This window comes from Nocardia sp. NPDC060255 (assembly GCF_042727395.1).
Classification (GTDB): Bacteria; Actinomycetota; Actinomycetes; order Mycobacteriales; family Mycobacteriaceae; genus Nocardia.
This window is the reverse complement of the sequence record NZ_JBHXAU010000005.1, coordinates 264,827-280,182: the sequence shown is the minus strand read 5'-3', so window position 1 is coordinate 280,182 and position 15,356 is coordinate 264,827. Positions and strand designations below refer to the sequence as shown.

Sequence of the window (15,356 nt, the reverse complement as noted above, 5' to 3'; positions counted from 1 at the left end):
GTGCAACTCCGGCGGTTCACTGCTCGCGCGGAGACGGACCGCGCCGCGCCCGGATACGAAGGATGAGTCGCAACAGTGAATCCGCACCACGACGAGGCAGACGAGCACCACGCTCATCGCAGGAAGCCCTCGACCGACACCTCGCCACACCAGAGATCAAAGCGCTCTTCACCAAATGGAGCCCCCATATGCGCAATGAGGTGCGCAAATTCGACGTGACCAACGAAAGAGACCCGCGTTCTCTCTGATCGTCGGCATTCACTCACCAGATGCACCGACACCGGAAAGCAGGAACAAAGTGGACAACTTCAAAGGCCGGACGGCCTTCATCACCGGCGGTGCGCGGGGCATCGGGCTCGGCATAGCACGTGCCTGCGCCAAGGCCGATATCACCGTGGCCCTCGTCGACGTCGACGAGAACGCACTCGCTCAGGCAAGGACCGAACTGTCGGACCTGACCAGAACCGAGACATACCTCCTCGACGTCCGCGACCGCGAGGCCTACGAACGCGTTGCCGACCAAGTCGAATCCGATCTCGGCCCCGTGTCGCTGCTGTTCAACAACGCCGGTGTGCACGAATTCATCTCGCCTACCCAGATGAACTACACCCTCTGGGACTGGGTGATCGGTGTCAACCTCGGCGGCGTCTACAACGGCATGCAGACCTTCGTGCCACGCATGATCAATCGGGGCGGTGATTCCTACATCGTGAATTCCGCGTCGGTAGCGGGATTGGTACTCGCCGGAACCGGGTTCCTGTATGAAACATCGAAATTCGGAATCGTCGGCCTGACCGAGTCGATGCGCGCGGAACTGGCCAGATTCGGCATCGGCGTTAGCCTCCTGTGCCCCGGCGCGGTCGCCACCGACATTCTCCGCAACGCCCATCGGCTGCGACCGGAGCACGCGCCCGCCCAGTCACAGCAGCACGCGGAGACACTCGAAAAAGCCCACGCGGTCCTGAACAACAGCAAGGTAACCAACGACGAGGTCGGGCAGCTGGCCCTCGACGCGATCCGCGAGGAGCGCCTCTACATCCCCACCGACGATTCCGTCGTGCCAGCTCTCACGGCCCGGACCGAGGCAATCATTGCCGCGATGTCGTCGGCTCGGCATGTGGCCGAGTTCGCCGGATGGGACGGGTCGACGACATGACAGTGCCAGCTCAACGGATCAGCTCATAAAACCGGTAAGCCACGCGCACCGCTTCACGAACTCGCCAGGTTCTTCCCCGGTTTCACCCCCGCGTCACCGCAGATCTCGGCCAACACGGGGTGGCCCGGCGACAACCGCTTCAAAGGGTGCTGAATTCAGCGTGGCGCAAGGCTGTTCAATTCGTCGGCGTACAGGAGAGCGGGGTCGAACTCCATGCCAGTGAAGTGGCCGGCGAGTTCGAGGGACAGAACGCCGTGAGTTCGGGTCCAGAACGACAGGGCGCGGTGCACGGTGGTGGTCGGTACGGAATCGTCCGGGGCCCAATGGCGATGGTGTTCGAGGTTGGTGTCGAACGGTGTCGCCTGCTCGTCGATGGGCTGCGCGGCGAATGCCTCGATCAACACCGCCATGATCTCCTGGGCAATCGAAACGGTGTCGTCGGGGGCGCGATAGCCGGGGATCGGCGTGCCGTACATGAGAAAGTATCGTTGAGGGTCGGCCAGCGCCCATTCCCGCGCGGCGTCGGCGAGCCCGACCACGTCAGCGCCGGAGTCTCGGGCCGTGCGGAGGGTGTCGGCCAGGCTCCGATAGGAATCGCGAATGAGCGCGGTGATCAACTCGTCGCGGCTGGCGAAGTACCGGTACAGGGCAGGGCCGCTCATGCCCATGCGCTTGGCGATCGCCTTGAGCGACAGCGCGGATGGACCGTCGGTAGCCATCTGTTCCCAGGCGCACTGCTTGATCTCTGCCTGCATCTGCACGCGATAGCGCTCGCGTGGACTCTTCACCGGCGTGTCCGTCACGACTGCCCCCTTTGCCTGGCTGTCCACCACCGAGGTTAGAGGCTATCACTTCGATGATTGCCTCAAACCAGATTTGATTATAGCCTATAACTTAAGTAATCAGCTATTACCGAAGCCTGATCGGCTCAGTGACAAGGAATGAACAACAGTGACCGACAACCACCCTTCCGATACGCCGGACGCGCAGTCCGCCCCCACTGACGCTGGCCGCGGCAGGCCGACAACCCTGCTCGGAGTCATCCTGACCGCCGCCATGAGCGGTACGCGACCGTCTCGTATGCCCTCCTCGGCGGCCCATCGGCGCGCGTCCTGACCAGCACTCTCACCAGCTGGAGGGCGGGTCCAGCTGCCAGCCGATCCCGTATGCGTGCTTGTTGTCGATCGCCGCCGCGTAAGCCCGGCCCGGCGTCTCATAGCCGGGGTTTCGCCATGTGAACGGCACCGCTGATGTGGTTGGGCGGGAGGGGATCCGGTGTGGGGAGGAGTCGGTAGCCCGCGTTCTGGTACATGCGGATGTTGCGTTCGCTGCGGGCGCCGGTGAACAGGATGAATTGTTCGATGTGCGGGGGTGCGAGAGTTTCGATCAGGTGCAGCAGATGGCGACCGATTCCCCGGCCGGTGAGGTCGGGGACGACCATGAGTCGGCCGACGTGCCAGTCGCTGTCTTCGACCTGGCCGCGTACCGCGGCGACCAGACGTCCGTGTTGTCGCACGACCAGAGTCGTCGATGTGGTCGCCCACGCCAGTACCTCGTCGTGGGTTTCGTGCAGTGGGGGGAGGTCGAGCATGTCATTGAGCACTGCCTCTGGGACCCAGCAGCATCGTTGCAGGACAACGAGTTCGGCGAGATCGTCGGCGGTGAAGGTGGACAGTGTGGAGTCAGGGAGTGCGTTCGACAGGGCGTCAGGGGGTAGATCTGTCTGGTTCGGCGACTGTGCGGCCATGAGCGGTTCCCAATCAGTGGTGCGGATGGACAATGCGGCGGGGGCGTCGACTCTGAGCGGTCGTCGGCAGCCAGTGCCTGGTCGAGCTGTGGCGAGATCGGTGCCTTGTACTGCCGCACTCAGCACGGTCTCCGTCGACTCGACCGACAGTGTCGGCCGTGACGTAGCGGCATGGTCAAGCAATGCTGAGCGAAGCGGGCCGCCGTGCGGAGGGTGCGCTTTTCTCCGTTACCGTGCACTTGCTCACCCGCCATACGCGCGCTCTGATCTTGGATCCCTGGTGGCTGTCAGCTGCTGACGCGATTTGACCGTGTCGCGGCGGCATGGTTTTGACTGTCACGCGAGGCGGTGAGCGTGGCTGACGCCCGGTTGTCGATACGTGAAATGGACAGGCGCACCTGGACGCATCCGCATGCGTGGGCTCCGTTTCCGCCGCTCCGACCGGTGACGATTACGGCGTGACCAGCACAATCTCTGTCCGGAAATACGTCGTCGGTCCACCGAGTGGCGGCCGCACGACAGGGAGAAGCAGGAAGGAATCGGATGTGCAGGTCAGCTAATTCAAGGCAGCACGCGCTGAGCGGTGGATCCGACGGCAGCGCACTCGTCGAGCTGCTTACCCGTGACCTCGAACTCGTCCCCAGAGAAGCCGGAAGTCCTGTGCTGCGGGCGGTGGTCTACATGCAGGATCAGATGGGGCGGACCGTGACTCTCGCGGAGCTGGCCGGTGTGGCGCGATTCAGTCCCTACCACTTCTTGCGAATGTTCAAGCGAGCCACTGGCCACACACCGCACCGCTATCTCACCCTGCTCCGCATCGCTGAGGTCAAACGACTGCTGGAACGGGGCGTCACGGTCGTCCGGGCAGCGCAACTGTGCGGGTTCTACAGCGCTGCACACCTTTCCGCGGTCTTCGTCCGCGAGACCGGTGTCCGCCCGTCACGCTGGCAACCGTCAGCTAAGCCAGCACGGCTCTAGCGATCGCGGACCTGGCGGAAGGCGTTTCTGAGCTCACCGACCAGCACACCGGGATTTTCCCAGCCTGGATAGTGGCCGCCGAACTCCATCTCGTTCCAGCTGATGAGATTGCTATAGCGCCGTTGCGCCCAGCTCCGGGCGACGGGGAACGGCTCGGCCGGAAACAATGTGCAGGCAGTAGGAACCGTCACCGTCTGCGCGTTCTGCGCCTCCGCGCTGCGCGGCGTCCATCGCACCGCCTCCCAGTACCAGCGAGCGGTGGAGGCGCCAGTGCCGGTGAACCAATACAGAGCAATGTCGTCCACTTGCTGCGCCACACTGACACCACCACCCGCTTCGGGCCGGGTGTCGGAGAAGGCGACCAGCGCCTGGCTCAGCCATGCGGCGAGCCCGGCTGGAGAGTCGAGCAGGGAGTAGCCGAATGTCTGCGGGAGCATGCCTTGGACAATCACATGGGTGGGGCCGGTCCGCATGAATCTGTCACGTTTGGCGAGCATGGCTTGTTCCGCGTCATCGGCTGTCGCCACATCCTCGGGCAGGGGAGAGGCGATCGGCATGGTCAGATGCAGGGCGGCAACACGTTCGGGTGCCAGGCGAGCCAGCTCGGTGCTTACGTGCGCGCCCCAGTCACCGCCGTGCGCCCCGAAGCGTTCGTACCCGAGCCTGGTCATCAGCTCTGCCCAGGCCCGTGCGGTGCGACCGGGGTGCCAGCCGGGTTCCTGGGGCCGCTCGCTGAACCCGAAACCGGGCAGGGCGGGTATGACCACGTCGAAGGCGTCGTCGGCGGAGCCGCCGTGCGCGACCGGGTCGGTCAGCGGTCCGATGACGCTTTCGAACTCCAGCACCGAGCCGGGCCAGCCGTGGGTCAACACCAGAGGAAACGCGTCGGGCTCGCGCGAGCACACATGCCAGAACGCGATGTTCAGGCCATCCAGACGAGTTCGGTAGTGCGGCAACGCATTCCATCGCTTCTCCAGAGCTCGCCACTCGTGCTGCCGCCAGGCGGCCAGCAGGCTCTGCAGACGTTCCAAGCCGATGCCCTGCGTACCGTCCTGAACCGTCTCCGCTTCGGGAAGCCGAACACGGTCGAGACGCTCGCGCAGGTCCTCCAGGTCACTTTCGGGAACGCTTATCGGAAAGGGTTCGATCTCAGTCACAACCGCGACACTAGGACGAAACTCCGAGGCGGACGATGCACAAAATTGCGCCAATCGGCGTCACAGCAGGGACAACAGGCGCTGGTCGACCTACGCCGCCACGAGCTGTCCGACGCCTTCCTGCGCCGCGCTTCCTGTTCCCCGCTCGAGCCGATGCCGACCACCTGCGACTGCTGAGTGCGCTGGTCACCGCCGCGCAGCAGGCCTGAACGACAACGAGGACGGCGTGAAGTTCTGATAGTGCAGGGTGGTTGGATGATCGGTTTCGATCGATCTTCGAATCCGATTCTGCAGCTTCTTGACGTACGCGGAAATCTTTGTTTGACTCCAAGGGGCGTCGAGTTGTATTCGACGCCCGAGGTGCGCCCAGCCGGTAATTGGTGAACAACCTGAGCCCGGCCCCAGTCGCCAGGATGGATTCTGATTCCGTCCGAGGCGGGGTCGCCACCCGCAGTAGTCAATGGGAATCAAGATGAGCATCAATCGTGTTCGGGTGGCTGCCGCAACTGCCTCGGCTATCGCTTGCGTATCGATCGTCCTCCTCGCTTCGGCCGGGCCGGCATCCGCTGCGCCACCCGTGGTGCTTCCGCCGCCGCATGCCGAATTCGATTACCAAATCGGCGCGCCGTACACCCCGCCTCCCGGAGTCGGCGTGATTTCGCGTGACTACACCAAGGAGCCGGCGCCCGGCGTTTACAACATCTGCTATGTGAACGCATTTCAAACCCAACCAGGCGCCCAAGGGCAGTGGGATCCAGATCTCTTGCTGCGCAACGAGAACGGTGAGGTCATCGAGGACGAGGGATGGCCCGGCGAGGCGATCCTGGATCTGCGCGAGGACGGCAAGCGTCAGCGCATCGCCGCGAAGGTCAACGGCTGGATCGACATCTGCGCCGCAAAGGGTTTCCAGGGTGTCGAACCCGATAATTACGACAGCTACGAACGGTCGCAAGGCCTGTTCTCCACGCAAGAGGCGCAGCTGTTCGTTCAGCTACTGTCGGCGCACGCACACGATAAGGGTCTGGCGATCGCACAGAAGAACACCTCCGATCTCCTCGGCGCCGCCCGGAAGAACGGCCTCGACTTCGCTGTCGCCGAAGAATGTGGGCAGTTCGGTGAATGTGACAAATACGCGGCGGCTTTCAATGATCATGTGGTCGTCATCGAATATACTGCCAAAGGTCTGACGGATGCGTGTGCGGGTTTCAAGGACCGGCTGAGTATTGTGCGGCGCGACAAGAAGGTGACCGCGCCCAATAGTGGCGAATATGTCCGCGAAACCTGCCGTAAGTGAATTCGGTGACCACGCTGAATCGTCGCACTGCACTTCGCGGCGGCGCCGCGATTGCGCTGGGGATGGTTTCGGCGGCGTGTAGTGGCGGATCCAAAGGCGGTGTCGGGCCGGACGGCCGGGTGACGATCCAGCTCTGGCACGGGCAGAACGAACGAAACCGTGTGGTGGTCGAAGAACTGGTCGCCGATTTCGAACGGACATATCCGAACATCCGGATCGACCTGGGCGGCGGCGGCGTGGTCGCCGACGAAATGCTGCAAAAGGTGCTGGCGGCCTTGGCTTCCGGAGCCTTCCCGGACGTCGCCTACATCTTCGGTTCGGACCTGGCCAGCATCGCCCGCAGCCCGAACGTCGTAGACCTCACCGACGCATTGCCCGGATGGAACGACCTCTGGAAGCCGGTGCAGACCGCGCTGACCCTCAATGGCCGGGTGCGTGCTGCTCCGGCTTTGACCGATTCCCTTGCGGTGGTCTGCAACAACGCGGTATTCGCCAATGCTGGTGTCGCGCTGCCGATCCCAGGGTGGTCGTGGAAAGACTTCACCGACACCGCCCGCAAGCTGACCGATGCCGACCGCGGAACCTTCGGGACCGGCTGGCCCGGCGTAGGCGACGAGGACACTACGTGGCGGCTCTGGCCGATGGTGTGGGATCTGGGCGGCGACGTGATCGCTGCCGACGGCAAGACCGTCGGGTTCGCCGACGTCGGCGAGCGCGCGCTACAGGTGGTTGCCGATCTCGCCCGGGACAAGAGCGCCTACATCGACGCCAAACCGGGCACCGACCAGATGTATCAGGTGTTCAAGTCCGGCCTGATGGGCATGGTGATCACCGGACAGTGGCAGCTGGCCGAGATCATCGACGCGAAGGTGGACTACACCGTGGCGCCGATGCCCAGCTTCAGCGGTAAACCGATAACGATTTCGGGTCCGGACACCTGGACACTGTTCGACAACGGCAAGGCCCGGGTCGACGCCGCACGGACATTCGTCACTTGGCTCAACGATCCGCAGCAGGACGTGCGCTGGGATATGGGGGCAGGCAGCCTGCCACTCAGTCGGCCGGCGCAAGCGCTGCCCGAATGGCAGCACCAGATCGAAGACATCAGGGGCCTCGATGTGTTCACCCGCGCCTTGGAGTATTCGCGAGCCCGTCCGGTACATCCGGCCTATCCACAGATCTCTCAGGCATTGGGCCAGGCGATCGTGTCTGTTCTGTACGGCCGGCGTAGTCCCGCGGAGGCGTTGCGTCGTTGTCGTCGCGATGCCGATGCCGCTTTGCATATCCCCCGTTGAGGAGTCCCGTGTCTCCCGTTCCTATTGCCCTGACACCGCGGCCGCAAGATATGCGCCGACGTCGGCGCGAGTCGAGGACCGCGTGGCTGTTCATCTCGCCGTCTGTGCTGATCATCCTCGGCCTGAGCATGATTCCGGTGATCTGGTCGCTGCTGTTGTCGTTCCAAGCCAACGACTTGGTCACACCCAGTCGCTGGGTCGGGATGGACAACTACAGCGCTTTGTTCCAGGACCCGAATTTCGGTCAGGCTGTGCGGAATACGCTGATATACACAGTGTTGTTCGTGCCGCTGAGCATCATCTTCGGGCTTGCGCTTGCGCTGGCGCTCAATCGACGCCTGCGGTTCGTAAGCCTGTATCGGACGCTGTTCTTCGTGCCGTTCGTCGTGTCGGCGACCGCTCAGGGCGTGTTGTTCTCGTTCATGCTCGACCCGCAGGTCGGCGTGGTGAATTCGTTGCTGCACCGCGTGGGGTTGTCTCCGCAGGGATTCCTCACCGACCCCGCACAGGCACTGTTCGTCCTGATCGCGATTACCTTGTGGAGCGGGTCGGGGTTTTGTGTCGTGGTGTATCTGGCCGCGCTGCAGGATGTGCCGCAGACCTTGCTCGAGGCCGCGCGTCTCGATGGCGCCGGTCGCTGGAACCTGCTGCGGCACATTGTCTTTCCCACGGTCATGCCGGTGACGATGTTCCTTCTGGTATGGCAGACGATCACTGCGCTGCAGGTGTTCGACCTGGTGTACGTATCGACCAAAGGAGGCCCGCTCGGCTCGACGACCTTGATCGTCTTCTTCATCTGGCAGCAGGCTTTCCGTAACTTCACCGCGGGCTACGGTGCCGCGGCGGCCTATGTCCTCGCGGTTGCCCTGTTCGGACTAGGCCTGGCACGACGGCTCATGGCGCGCCGCCGCTCTCCGGAAGGGAATTCGCGGTGATCACCCACGCGCGCAGTCGTATTCGACCGCCGTCCAACGGCGCCGCCGCTGCTGTTCGTCGGCTCCGGCTGCCGTTCAGTGCGTGGCACTTGCTGCTGGCTCCGTTAGCTTTGCTCTTCGCAGTGCCGCTGATCTGGTTGACGCTCAGCTCGGTGATGACCGACGCGGAGATCAACAAGTTCCCGCCCACGCTGTGGCCCTCGGGCATTCATCTCGACGGCTACCGGTTCGTGTTGTCGAACGCCAAGTTCCCGACCTGGTTCCTCAACTCGCTGATCGTTTCAGGTACTGCGGTCGTCTCGAATCTCGTCTTCGGAACGCTGGGCGGATACGCGTTCGCTCGGATGCGGTTCATCGGGTCACGAACGATGCTGGTGATGATGCTGGCGACGCTGGTCGTACCGTTCCAGCTCACGATGATTCCGACATTCATCGTGATGAAATGGCTGGGCCTCATCGACACCCTCGGCGCGCTGATCGTGCCGGCCCTGGTCACGCCGTTCGCGGTGTTCTTGATGCGACAGTTCTTCCTGTCGCTGCCCCGCGAGCTGGAAGAGGCAGCGTGGATCGACGGCTGCTCGACGTGGCGCGTGTTGTGGCAAATCGTGCTGCCACTGTCGCGCCCGGCGCTGAGCACCGTCGCCGTGCTGACCTTCCTGACCACGTGGAACGACCTGACCTGGCCATTGATCGCCCTCAACCACGACAGCACCTACACCCTGCAGCTGGGCATGACGACCTTCCACGGACAGCACCAGACGCACTGGTCCGCGGTGATGGCGGGCAACGTGATCACCGTGGCACCCGTGCTGCTGGCGTTCCTCGGTGCACAGAAGGCGTTCATCGAGTCCGTAGCCGGTAGTGGGCTGAAAGGATGACCATGATCGACCTGCTGGTCATCGGGGATGCCAACCCCGACGTGATCATCGGACCGATGGCCGGGCCGCTGGAATTCGGTCAGCGAGAACAGCTTGCGTCCTCCGGGGTGCTCACACTGGGCGGCTCCGGGGCGATCATGGCCTGCGGCGCCGCTCGCCTCGGACTGACCGTCGCTTTCGCAGGCCGCGTAGGGGCCGACGAAAGCGGGCGATTCGTGCGAGATTCCCTCGACGCGCACGGAGTGGACACCTCGGCCCTGATCACCGACCCCGAGCTGGCCACCCCGCTCACGGTGGTGATCACCCGTGACGACGACCGGGCGATCGTCACCGCGCCCGGGACGCTATCGGCGACCACCACGGCCGATGTGCCGCGCGCGCTGCTGCGGAGCTGCCGACACGTCCATGCCGCGTCGTACTTCCTGATGCCCGCACTGGCTATCCAACTTCCGGTGCTGTTCGCCGAAGTCCGGTCGCTGGGACACACCACGTCCCTCGACACCAACGACGATCCAGCCGGGCGGTGGCAGGTGCCGGGAATGTACTCCGAGGTCGATTTTCTTTTGCCCAATGCCGCCGAAGCCATGCGTTTGGCCGGCGCGGACACCGTCGAGGCCGCGGCCATCGCGCTTGCCGGGCATGGCCCGACCGTGGTGGTGAAGAACGGCGCCGCCGGAGCGCTGTCCTACGACGGCCGGAATCTGTTGAGAACCAAAGGAACACCTGTAATAGCAGTGGACAGTGTCGGCGCCGGCGACAGCTTCGACGCGGGCTTCGTCGCCGCAACCCTCGCAGGCAGCACGGCACAGCGAGCGCTCGAGATCGCGGCGATCTGCGGGGCACTGTCCACACGCGACATCGGCGGCACGACCGCCCAACCGACCTGGGACGAAGCGATGGCGACGTGCCACGGAATGGAAAGAATCCATGACTAAGATTGCATTCGTCGGCGCGGGCAGCGTTGAGTTCACTCAGGGATTGCTCACGGATCTGCTGGCATTTCCCGAGCTACAGCAAGCGCATATCGCATTGCACGACATCGACCAGGAACGGCTCGAAACTGCCGAGGCGGCCGCGAAATTCATCGCCGAGGCCCGCGGCGCCGCCCCGAACATCACTGCGCATATCAACCGGCGTGCCGCGCTGGAAGGCGCCGATTTCGTCATCAATACCGTCCAGATCGGCATGGGCGCGGCCACCGAGATCGACTTCGACATCCCGGCCCGCTACGGCTTGCGCCAGACAATCGGCGACACCCTCGGGATCGGCGGGATCTTCCGTGGCCTGCGTACGTTTCCTTTCCTGAAGGCGCTCGGCGCGGACATCGCGCAGGTGTGCCCGGAAGCGTGGTTGCTGAACTACACCAACCCGATGGTGATGAACGTGCAATACCTGCGCGAGGCCACCGGCCTGACCCGCGTTATCGGGGTGTGCCATTCGGTGTACTGGACAGTGCGGGGACTCGCGGAGCTGGTCGATGTGCCGTTCGAGGAGGTGTCCTACCGCGCGGCCGGGGTGAACCATCAGGCTTGGGTGCTGGAATTCACCCGTGCCGGGGAGGACCTGTACGACCGCCTCGACGCATTGATCGAGAAGGATCCAGAACTGCGTCGCCGCGTGCGCGTCGACATGTACCGGCGGCTCGGCTACTACCCGACCGAGACCAGCGAGCACTCGTCGGAATATGTGCCCTGGTACCTGCACCATGGCAGTGAAGTGCAGCGGCTGCGGATACCTGTCGGTGAGTACCTCGGCATCGTGGCCGAGAACGTCGCGGTATACGAACTCACCCGGCGTTTGCTGGCCGAAGGAAAACCGCTGGAGGTGCAGAACACGATGGAATACGCACCCCAGATCATCCACAGCATCGTCAGCGACACACCTCGAACCGTGTACGGCAATGTCCCGAACCGCGGCTTGATCACCAACCTGCCCCCCGACAGCGTCGTCGAAGTTCCCTGCATCGTCGACGGATCAGGCGTTCACCCCCAGCCGATAGGCGAACTTCCGCCGCAATTGGCGGCCTTGAACCGGGCTTACCTGAACATGACGGAACTGGTCGTGTCCGCCGCGCTCGACAACGAACCTCGCCACATCCGGCACGCGGCGATGGTGGATCCAGCTACCGCGGCGACGTTGACGGTGGAGCAGATCTGGGCCCTGTGCGATGAGATGGTCCAGGCTCACTCCGGTCTGCTGCAACCCTCGTTGCGCGGCACATTGGTGCCCTGAACTCGGACTATTCCGCAGGCTTCGGAAAAGGTGGTCCCACAAATGAACCGGCACGCGCGCCTGATCACACTGCTCGAGCTCATCACCTCGCAAGGGCATGCCGATGTCGACGACGCCGCCAAAAGGCTGGGTGTCTCCAGTGTCACGATCCGCCGGGACCTCAATTGCCTGCACGAACGCGGACTCGTGTGGCGCACGCACGGTGGGGCGGTCGACCGTTCGGGCGCACTCCAGGGTGCAGGCAGCGGCCAGAGTTCGAGTAAGCAGCGCATTGCTCAGGCAGCCGCGGACATGGTCGCGGCCGGTGCCACCGTGGGTCTCAACGGTGGTATCACGACCCTCGAAGTTGCCCGCGCGATCGCGAGTAGGGCGTCGCGGATGCCCGGGGACCGTCGTCGCGTCACTGTCGTCACCAACGCCATCGCCGTGGCCGCAGACCCGACGATCTGCGGGGGAGTGAAACTTGTGGTGACCGGTGGGATGGCAATGCCGGACTCGATGGAGTTGACCGGATCGGTCGCCGGCGACACCCTGCGCCAGGTCGACCTCGACCTGGCGATACTCGGAGTCGATGCGTTCGGCGTCGATATCGGGGCGCGAACGCGCTGGGCAGCCGAATCCAGCATCGGCAGGCTGATGACGACTCGGGCTCGCCGAGTCGTCATCGTCGCCGAAAGCCCCAAACTTGTCGCCGAAGCCGCATCGTTGATCTGCCCGGCGAGGGCAGTCCACGATCTCATCACCGACCGTGGCGCACCTGCAGATCTGCTCCGCCGCTTCGTGGGCATAGGCGTCGCTGTGTACGTGGTGTAGCCACGGCCGTTCCGCGACCTGCCCGACTCACGGTCCAGGTCGTGCGTGGCAACCACTCCTGGGCACGTCGAAACCCTCTCCCCGGCCGGGCATTTCATGCGCGAGCCCCATGTTTCATGGCAGCGGTTTGTTATAGATCATGAAGTCGCAGGGTGTGGCCAACAGCGGGGCAAGGTGCGGATAGTCGTCTTCGAGAGCACCGCGGCGGACGACGCGATAGCCGATGCGGGTGTACCACTCGGCAAGGAACTTCTTCGCCGGATGGGTCCAATCTCGCGGGACGAGAAGTTCCAATTGCATGGTGTGAGCACCATTTTCGGCGCTGCGCCGTTCCGCGAACCGGACCAGCTCGCGCCCGATACCGGTACCACGCCGACCGGGTGCGGCGACCAGCATGCCGAACTCACCGAGCCCGTCGCCGAGCCGCTGAATCCGCACCGAGCCCACGAGCTGCCCATCCGGATCGCGGGCCACCGCGATCTCACCCGCCGCGACGAGATCCGCCACCTCCGCGTGCGTGGTGCGGGCGGCGCCGTCCACCCATATCCCCGCCTCGGCGACCTCGTACACCTGATTGATCAGCGCGGTCAGTTCGGCAACCAGCTGGTCGTCCGAAGCCGCTGCGCTCGGAAGCATATCGATGCGAACCACGGTACCTCCACAAATGCGGGTGCGTCTGAGCGCACCTGGCCTTTTCACGTTTCTTAAACCCGAGCGTCGGCCACGTTCACCGTCTCGGGGAACAAGTTCAAACCACGCCGCAACGGCATGGTCAAGCCGTATCAGTAGCTGGCGTCGGCTGCTGCCCCGATGCGGGGGCCGATGAAAGTAGCCGGAGATGGAACCCCGTATATCCCTCGTCGGCGGCCTCACGACAGGCCGTCTGGTAGCCGGAACCCGATCCGGTGTAGACCATGCAAACCCGAGGTTTACCAGGAATATTGGCGCCGGTGTACCACGAGTTGGTGCTCGGTAGGAGTGTGCGTTCGGCCAGTTTGTTTGTGTGGGCGACCCATCGGTCCTGCGCGTGGCGTGTCGGCTCGATCGATACCGCATCGTGGTCGCGCAGATACGCGATGCAGTCGCTGATCCAGTCGACATGGTTTTCGATCGCGATCGGCGTGACCGAGAACGCGGCCGGACACTGTGGCCCGGTGATCATGAACAGATTGGGGAAGTCGTGGGTCATGAGACCGAGGTAGGTCTGCGGGCCCGCCGACCATGCCTCGTTGAGGGTGCGCCCGGCGCGGCCGGTGATGCCCATTCGGAGCAGCGGACCGGTCATCGCGTCGAAACCGAGCGCGAAAATCATTGTGTCCAGCGAGTATTCGGTGTTCCCGAGCTGGATGCCCCGCGCCGTGATTTCGGCGATGGGCTCCTTACCGACGTCGATGAGGTCGACGTGGTCGAGGTTGAATGTCTCGTAGTAGTTCGTCTCCAAGGGCGGGCGTTTGGTGCCATAGGCGTATCTGCGCGGAACGAGGAGTTCGGCGGTCTTCGGGTCGGTGACCCGCTCGCGAATCTTGGCCCGGATGAACTCGGCGGCGGTCTCGTTCGCTTCGCGGTCGCTCAGGATGTCGGAGAAGGAGCCGATGAAAAAGGCGAATCCGCCTTCGTTCCAACATTCTTCGTAGACGCGTTGGCGCTGTTCGGCGGTGGCCGCGAGCGCGTAGCCGTGTGCGCGGGCGTACGGGAGGCCGCCGAATGAGTCCCGCGAAGGCGCCCTGAGTTCCCGGTAGGAAGCCTTGATGCGGTCACTTCTGGCCCGCGCCAACGGAATATTGCGCAGCGGCGTGGCGTAGTTCGCCGTCCGTTGGAAGACCGTGAGATGTGCTGCCTGTTCGGCGATCTCCGGAATGATCTGAATACCACTGGATCCCGTCCCGATCACGCCGACTCGCAGTCCGGTGAAGTCGATCTGCTCGTGGGGCCATCGGGCGGTGGAGTATATCGGGCCCGAAAACTGTTCTACGCCTGCGAAATCCGGTTCCTTGATCGCTGACAGGTTACCCACGGCCGAGATGAGGTAGCGCGCCCGTGTCCGCTCGCCGTCATCGGTCTCGATATCCCACCGATCGGTCGCCTCGTCATAGGTTGCGGCGATGACCGCGGTGTCGAACTGGATATCTCGGCGCAGATCGAACCGGTCGGCCACGTGCTGTAGGTACCGCAGGATCTCCGATTGCCCCGCGAATCGCTCGCTCCAGGTCCACTCCTGCTGCAGTTCCTCGGAGAAAGAGTAAGAGTAGTGCCAGCTTTCGATATCACAGCGGGCACCGGGGTACCGATTCCAGTACCAGGTACCACCGACGTCGCCGGCGATATCGAAGACTTTGACCGTGAGACCGAGCGTGTCCCGAAGACGATGCAGCGCATAGAGTCCGGCGAACCCTGCCCCGACAACGACTGCTTCGTACTCGATGCCCCAGCTCATATCACCGGTATTCATCGACATGCCCTGTCTCCTTTGCGTGTGACCAGCACTCCGGTCGTGTCGAGCGATCCCGAGATCCGATGCTCGGACGACAGTTTGGAGTGTGCCGCGGCGGCATGGTCAACCGAATCGGTGCTGTTCGGTGCCGGCATCCTGGAGCAGCGCGTTCGTCGCCGAGAACATGTTCGTCCCAGGCGTGGGGACCGAGGGCCTTGCCCCCGGTCGCGGCCTTCAATGAGGGTGTCTGGAACAATCGCTGCGCCAAGCGCAGACCTTCGACCAGCCCGTCGCGATCGGCCTGAACGTCAAGGTTCGATTCCGCAGCCGTCGCCGCGCGGGCCGGGTCAAGACGCGCACTGGATCACGTCGACGACGCTGACCACGCTCACGGCTTTGCTGGACTAGTTACCACACCCCGCCGCGCCGACCGAGCCCGA

General features: G+C 63.8%; 14 protein-coding genes. 9 read left to right on the top strand and 5 right to left on the bottom strand.

The annotated features are described in order from the left end of the window. Positions 1–298: 298 nt before the first annotated feature. Positions 299–1,156, top strand: a complete 858-nt coding sequence (locus ACFWF1_RS13120) for an SDR family NAD(P)-dependent oxidoreductase (RefSeq protein ID WP_379284987.1) — start codon at positions 299–301, stop codon at positions 1,154–1,156. Between the two features lie 155 nt (positions 1,157–1,311). Here ACFWF1_RS13120 and ACFWF1_RS13115 read toward each other — a convergent pair whose 3' ends face one another. Both ACFWF1_RS13115 and ACFWF1_RS13110 read right to left on the bottom strand, forming a co-directional pair. Further along, positions 1,312–1,989 (bottom strand): TetR/AcrR family transcriptional regulator, encoded by a 678-nt coding sequence (locus ACFWF1_RS13115; RefSeq protein ID WP_379284988.1) that lies wholly within the window; start codon positions 1,987–1,989, stop codon positions 1,312–1,314. Between the two features lie 380 nt (positions 1,990–2,369). Next, a complete protein-coding gene (locus tag ACFWF1_RS13110) occupies positions 2,370–2,903 on the bottom strand; it encodes a GNAT family N-acetyltransferase (protein ID WP_379284989.1) in 534 nt (177 codons plus the stop codon). 543 nt (positions 2,904–3,446) lie between these two features. Between ACFWF1_RS13110 and ACFWF1_RS13105 the strand changes: the two genes are divergently transcribed. Then, positions 3,447–3,881, top strand: a complete 435-nt coding sequence (locus ACFWF1_RS13105; protein WP_379284990.1) for a helix-turn-helix domain-containing protein — start codon at positions 3,447–3,449, stop codon at positions 3,879–3,881. Here ACFWF1_RS13105 and ACFWF1_RS13100 read toward each other — a convergent pair. Beyond that, positions 3,878–5,038 carry an epoxide hydrolase family protein gene (locus ACFWF1_RS13100; RefSeq protein WP_379284991.1) on the bottom strand — a complete coding sequence of 387 codons (1,161 nt, stop codon included), beginning with the start codon at positions 5,036–5,038 and terminating at the stop codon, positions 3,878–3,880. The two genes, ACFWF1_RS13105 and ACFWF1_RS13100, sit on opposite strands and share 4 nt — an antisense overlap. A gap of 472 nt (positions 5,039–5,510) precedes the next feature. Here ACFWF1_RS13100 and ACFWF1_RS13095 point away from each other — a divergent pair, with 472 nt between their 5' ends. The 7 genes from ACFWF1_RS13095 to ACFWF1_RS13065 all read left to right on the top strand — a co-directional run bounded on the left by ACFWF1_RS13095 (position 5,511) and on the right by ACFWF1_RS13065 (position 12,485). Next, entirely contained in the window at positions 5,511–6,332 is an 822-nt protein-coding gene (locus ACFWF1_RS13095; protein WP_379284992.1) for an endo alpha-1,4 polygalactosaminidase, read from the top strand. Positions 6,333–6,337: 5 nt separating this feature from the next. Next, positions 6,338–7,627 (top strand): extracellular solute-binding protein, encoded by a 1,290-nt coding sequence (locus tag ACFWF1_RS13090; protein WP_379322176.1) that lies wholly within the window; start codon positions 6,338–6,340, stop codon positions 7,625–7,627. 128 nt (positions 7,628–7,755) lie between these two features. Continuing rightward, on the top strand, positions 7,756–8,562 hold the full coding sequence (locus ACFWF1_RS13085; protein WP_379285198.1) for a carbohydrate ABC transporter permease: 807 nt from the start codon (positions 7,756–7,758) through the stop codon (positions 8,560–8,562). Beyond that, positions 8,559–9,440 (top strand): carbohydrate ABC transporter permease, encoded by an 882-nt coding sequence (locus ACFWF1_RS13080; protein ID WP_379284994.1) that lies wholly within the window; start codon positions 8,559–8,561, stop codon positions 9,438–9,440. The genes ACFWF1_RS13085 and ACFWF1_RS13080 overlap by 4 nt, the downstream gene beginning before the upstream one ends. Then, entirely contained in the window at positions 9,437–10,375 is a 939-nt protein-coding gene (locus ACFWF1_RS13075) for a carbohydrate kinase family protein (protein ID WP_379284995.1), read from the top strand. The genes ACFWF1_RS13080 and ACFWF1_RS13075 overlap by 4 nt, the downstream gene beginning before the upstream one ends. Next, positions 10,368–11,672: an alpha-glucosidase/alpha-galactosidase gene (locus ACFWF1_RS13070; RefSeq protein WP_379284996.1), complete on the top strand. Its 1,305-nt coding sequence runs from the start codon at positions 10,368–10,370 to the stop codon at positions 11,670–11,672. Before ACFWF1_RS13075 ends, ACFWF1_RS13070 begins: the two co-directional genes overlap by 8 nt. A gap of 42 nt (positions 11,673–11,714) precedes the next feature. Next, on the top strand, positions 11,715–12,485 hold the full coding sequence (locus ACFWF1_RS13065) for a DeoR/GlpR family DNA-binding transcription regulator (protein ID WP_379284997.1): 771 nt from the start codon (positions 11,715–11,717) through the stop codon (positions 12,483–12,485). Positions 12,486–12,599: 114 nt separating this feature from the next. Here ACFWF1_RS13065 and ACFWF1_RS13060 read toward each other — a convergent pair whose 3' ends face one another. Both ACFWF1_RS13060 and ACFWF1_RS13055 read right to left on the bottom strand, forming a co-directional pair. Continuing rightward, complete coding sequence (locus tag ACFWF1_RS13060) at positions 12,600–13,136, bottom strand: GNAT family N-acetyltransferase (RefSeq protein WP_379284998.1); 537 nt, start codon at positions 13,134–13,136, stop codon at positions 12,600–12,602. A gap of 121 nt (positions 13,137–13,257) precedes the next feature. After that, positions 13,258–14,940 carry a flavin-containing monooxygenase gene (locus ACFWF1_RS13055; protein WP_379284999.1) on the bottom strand — a complete coding sequence of 561 codons (1,683 nt, stop codon included), beginning with the start codon at positions 14,938–14,940 and terminating at the stop codon, positions 13,258–13,260. Between the last annotated feature and the right edge of the window lie 416 nt (positions 14,941–15,356).